Consider the following 3,028-nt stretch of genomic DNA (forward strand, 5'->3'; position numbering starts at 1 on the left):
AAAGCTTTACGCTGGATAAATTCAGGGCTGCACTTGCGGCTTATGACGGCATAGATGCCGAAAGATTAAGGCAAAACCTGATCTTTTTCCTGCAGCAGATCATCCCGGTTGCCGATGCCAATAACATTAAAATGGTTATCCACCCTGATGATCCACCATATGCTATTTTAGGCCTGCCAAGGGTAGTAAGCACTGCCGAACATATCAATGCGCTTATTGAAGCTGTTCCATCGTTAAATAATGGATTGTGTTTCTGCACCGGATCATACGGCGTAAGACCCGATAACGACCTGCCCGCTATGGTTAAACAATTTGGCGACAGGATCAATTTCATCCACCTGCGCAGCACCCGCCGCAATGAGTTCGGTGATTTTTATGAAGATAACCATCTGGAGGGCGATGTGGATATGTACGCCGTAGTGAAAGAGCTGGTGCAAGTTATGAAGCAGCGCCAGTTAAGTATCCCTATGCGTCCCGATCATGGTCACCAAATGCTGGATGACCTTAAAAAGAAAACCAACCCGGGTTATTCGGCCATTGGGAGGCTTCGTGGTCTCGCCGAACTGAGGGGACTTGAGTTGGGTATTATCCGCTCAACGGAATAACATACTTTTAAAAAATATCCGGAGACGGGAGGTTCAAAAGGGCCTCCCGTTTTTGTTTAACAGGGGAGTACACGTTTTGAAATCATAGTGTACTTAAATGAAAGGTGAGTGTAATTGTAAGTTAATTGATGTGTATAGCTTTAACTAATTATTAAAACCAATTAGTTAAATCAAATTATGAAAAAACAATTAAACAAACTGATGTTTGGCGGCGTTCTGCTGCTTTTAACCCTCGTATCGGCCTGTAGTAAAGATGCAAGCAAGCCCGCTGCTACAACAGGTAACACAACTGCCCCGCGTGCCGCCGTGCCTCAAAGCGGCTTTAGTTTATGGGGAACCTGCAATGGCATGCCCTACAATATTTCAGGTACTAATGGCATAGCTATCCCGGTGGGTAATTGCAGTACCGATATTGATGCGGCACAGCAAAGTACCGGGCAAAACGCAACCGGCTTCCAGTTCAATGGCTGCTTTAAGGGTGGTACAAGCGCCTCAAGCTCGGCAAGTGAGCAGGCAGTTTTCATTTGCGATAACGTTACTCAATGGAACGGTAACGAAATGGGCTTTGTGAAAACGCTCAATGATAATGCCCTGAAAGGCTATCTGCAAGGCGGTGGCCAGTACATTACACAGGTTATTTCGGTAGGTGATAACGGTTACCATACCTTTAAATGCCAGGCCCGCTCGGGCAACGTACATCAGGTTGATTTTTATGTAGATGGGACATATAAATTCACCCTCACCAACAATAGCGGCACTTATTGGAACAACTGGTTTTACTTTGTTGGCACCAATCACTGGTATGGTGGTTCAAGCAATACCGGCCAGCAAATAGAAATGTACAACATGACCACTTTTTAATTTTTGCTACCCCCATTAAAAATAAAAGGCCTTTGCGGAGAGCGAAGGCCTTTATTGCTTATTATTGGTTAGGTGCTGTTAGCCCATGTTATAAAAAAACTGCTCGGCTATAATTTTTCCGTCTTTTACTTCATAAACCGCAATTTCATTCATCGGCATGCGGCCGCCTTCTTTATAAGTAACATCCATATCCATAGTTACTGCGAAAAAGTTACCGGTGACAATCGGATCGGAAACCTCACCGCTGTGTACTTCCTGTACCGAGGCATACCAATATTCTGTTTTGCCTTTAACAGCGTCCTTACCTTCGGTTAGTTCCATCGGCGAACCTTTTGGTTCACGGCTCACAATATTATCAGCATACAATTCATTAATGGCATCAACGTGCTTGCCTTCGCGGCAATATTGAACCAGTTTTTCAGCTACTTCGGTGGTGGTCATGATCTTATGGTTTTAATTGTTGATATAAAGTTAGTCAATAACACTTCAAACCATCGCCTATTTCCTTTAAATTTCTGTTAAGTTTGATAGCGCGATAGCATCCCCCGAAAAAAAGTAAAAATTTTCTGTAACCATTTTACGCCGCCGAAGTACTTAAGTATATTACATAATTACAAACTGATTGAACACGCTTACAGATAACGCCATCATGCTAAAGGTGAAAGCCGGCGACCTTGACAGGATGGGTATGCTCTTTGAGCGCTACAATCGGCAGTTGTATGGCTTCCTGTTCCACATGACCTACCAACGGGAGTTAAGTGAGGATATGGTACAGCAGGTGTTTTATAAGATGCTCAAGTACAGGCACACCTTTACCGGCACCGGCGAATATATCCACTGGATGTACTCCATTGCCCGCAACGTGCTAAAGGATCACTGGCGAAAAAACAAACAACAGGTACAGCACGAGGGTGTAGAAGCGGCCGAAACCATAGCCGGGGGCCTGATACCTGACGAGCAATTTGAAAAAAAGCAGGCCAAAGCAGGGCTGCATAAGGCGATGGAAAGGTTGAGCGAAAGTCAGCGTGAGATCTTAGCCCTTAGCCGTTTTCAGGAGCTGAAATGCCAGGAGATAGCCGAAATATTAGGTATGACCGAAGGGACAGTAAAAGTGCGCATCCACCGGGCTATGCAGGAGCTAAAAAGTATTTATGTAAAAATGGAACGATAAAACAGTACAAGATGAAATGTGAGCTATATGAGGAACTGTTTACCGGTTGGATAAACAAAGATTTAAGTGCCGAAGAAAAGGGGGCTTTAGAGCGGCATATTGCAGGTTGTACGAACTGCCGTGAGGAGTTACAGGGGCTTCAGCAATTGTGGGATACCATGGGCCATATCGAAACACCTGAGCCATCGGCCAATATGGGCGTGAAATTTTATGCCATGCTGGATACTTACAAGGAGTCGGTAAAAGAACAACGGAGTTTATGGGCCGATATCAAATACCAGGTAAGCCGGATTTGGGAGTGGCAGCCACGTTGGCCAATGGTTTATAACCTGGCCATGATCATTGTACTGGTGGGGGCAGGCTACCTGTTTTTTGGTAAAGGCAAAAGCGA

The 3,028-nt window shown here is 44.8% G+C and carries 5 protein-coding genes; 4 read left to right on the forward strand and 1 reads right to left on the reverse strand.

From position 1 onward, the window contains the following. Window positions 1-605 (forward strand): mannonate dehydratase (gene uxuA, locus VF500_RS17485; RefSeq protein WP_330860916.1); only part of this gene is annotated, 605 nt, incomplete at its 5' end. Between the two features lie 177 nt (window positions 606-782). Continuing rightward, on the forward strand, window positions 783-1,466 hold the full coding sequence (locus VF500_RS17490) for a hypothetical protein (protein WP_330860917.1): 684 nt from the start codon (window positions 783-785) through the stop codon (window positions 1,464-1,466). 78 nt (window positions 1,467-1,544) lie between these two features. On the opposite strand, the gene VF500_RS17495 is transcribed toward VF500_RS17490, so the two are convergent. Then, the gene (locus VF500_RS17495) at window positions 1,545-1,907 is read right to left on the reverse strand and encodes a nuclear transport factor 2 family protein (RefSeq protein WP_330860918.1); all 363 of its coding nucleotides are present in this window, start codon (window positions 1,905-1,907) and stop codon (window positions 1,545-1,547) included. A gap of 181 nt (window positions 1,908-2,088) precedes the next feature. Here VF500_RS17495 and VF500_RS17500 point away from each other — a divergent pair, with 181 nt between their 5' ends. Further along, complete coding sequence (locus VF500_RS17500; protein ID WP_330860919.1) at window positions 2,089-2,637, forward strand: RNA polymerase sigma factor; 549 nt, start codon at window positions 2,089-2,091, stop codon at window positions 2,635-2,637. 11 nt (window positions 2,638-2,648) lie between these two features. Next, the coding region (locus VF500_RS17505; RefSeq protein ID WP_330860920.1) for a zf-HC2 domain-containing protein at window positions 2,649-3,028 on the forward strand (380 nt) is incomplete at its 3' end.

This window comes from Mucilaginibacter sp. (genome assembly GCF_036383575.1).
GTDB lineage: Bacteria > Bacteroidota > Bacteroidia > Sphingobacteriales > Sphingobacteriaceae > Mucilaginibacter.

What these genes read in the sequence shown, in the direction of transcription:
- VF500_RS17490 (WP_330860917.1), top strand. Translation starts at nt 783, where the DNA reads ATGAAAAAACAATTAAACAAACTGATGTTTGGCGGCGTTCTGCTGCTT.
- VF500_RS17495 (WP_330860918.1), bottom strand. Translation starts at nt 1,907, where the DNA reads ATGACCACCACCGAAGTAGCTGAAAAACTGGTTCAATATTGCCGCGAA.